The sequence below is a fragment of the Erysipelatoclostridium sp. MSK.7.34 genome, assembly GCF_019041935.1.
Taxonomy (GTDB): Bacteria; Bacillota_I; Bacilli_A; order Erysipelotrichales; family Coprobacillaceae; genus Thomasclavelia; species Thomasclavelia ramosa.
The window spans coordinates 1-663 of record NZ_JAHPYJ010000076.1; the positions used below are offsets into that span (position 1 = coordinate 1).

The window sequence follows — 663 nt, forward strand, 5'->3', positions numbered from 1 at the left end:
TGTAGAAGATCATAAAGAGCTTGCAAGAATATTAAAGGAAATTAGAGGGAGGTTTATTTTATCGTATAATAATGATCCGTACATTAAGGAATTATATAAAGGTTTATATATCGAAGAAATAGAAAGAAATAATAATCTTTCTAACAAAAATTGCAAATATAAGGAACTGATCATAAAAAATTATTAATGTCAATAAAAATTACGTAATACGTAATTTTTTTTCATTTTTCTATTAAAATTTCAAATAATGATAGAATTATTCCAGGGTGCATATCAGATGATAAAAATATATTTATCAAAACTGCTGGGTGAAAGAAGAATAAGTCAGTTAGAACTTGCTCGTAGAACCGGAATACGGCCTGCAACAATAAATGAAATATATTGGGAGTTTGCAGAAAGAATAAATCTTGAACACATAGATCTTATCTGTAAAACGTTAGGATGTAGGATTGAAGATTTCATGGAAGTTGTATATGAAAATAATGATGAAAAAATTAATTGAATGTACTCTGAAAATGAGTACTTTTTTTGTGGGAGGTAAAGTAATGAATAAAATAAAATTTAACGAAATTATTAATGAGTATTTATCTTTTAAAAGAATGTATGTTAGACATAATACTATGATTAGCTATGAAGAAAGAATAAATAATTACATATTGCCTT

At 25.3% G+C, this 663-nt stretch carries 1 protein-coding gene and 1 pseudogene; both read left to right on the forward strand.

The features are described from left to right. Positions 1–187 (forward strand): annotated as a pseudogene (locus tag KTF99_RS16890) (DNA adenine methylase); the annotation flags it as partial. 90 nt (positions 188–277) lie between these two features. Next, positions 278–502: a helix-turn-helix domain-containing protein gene (locus KTF99_RS16895; RefSeq protein ID WP_009301309.1), complete on the forward strand. Its 225-nt coding sequence runs from the start codon at positions 278–280 to the stop codon at positions 500–502. Positions 503–663 lie beyond the last annotated feature (161 nt).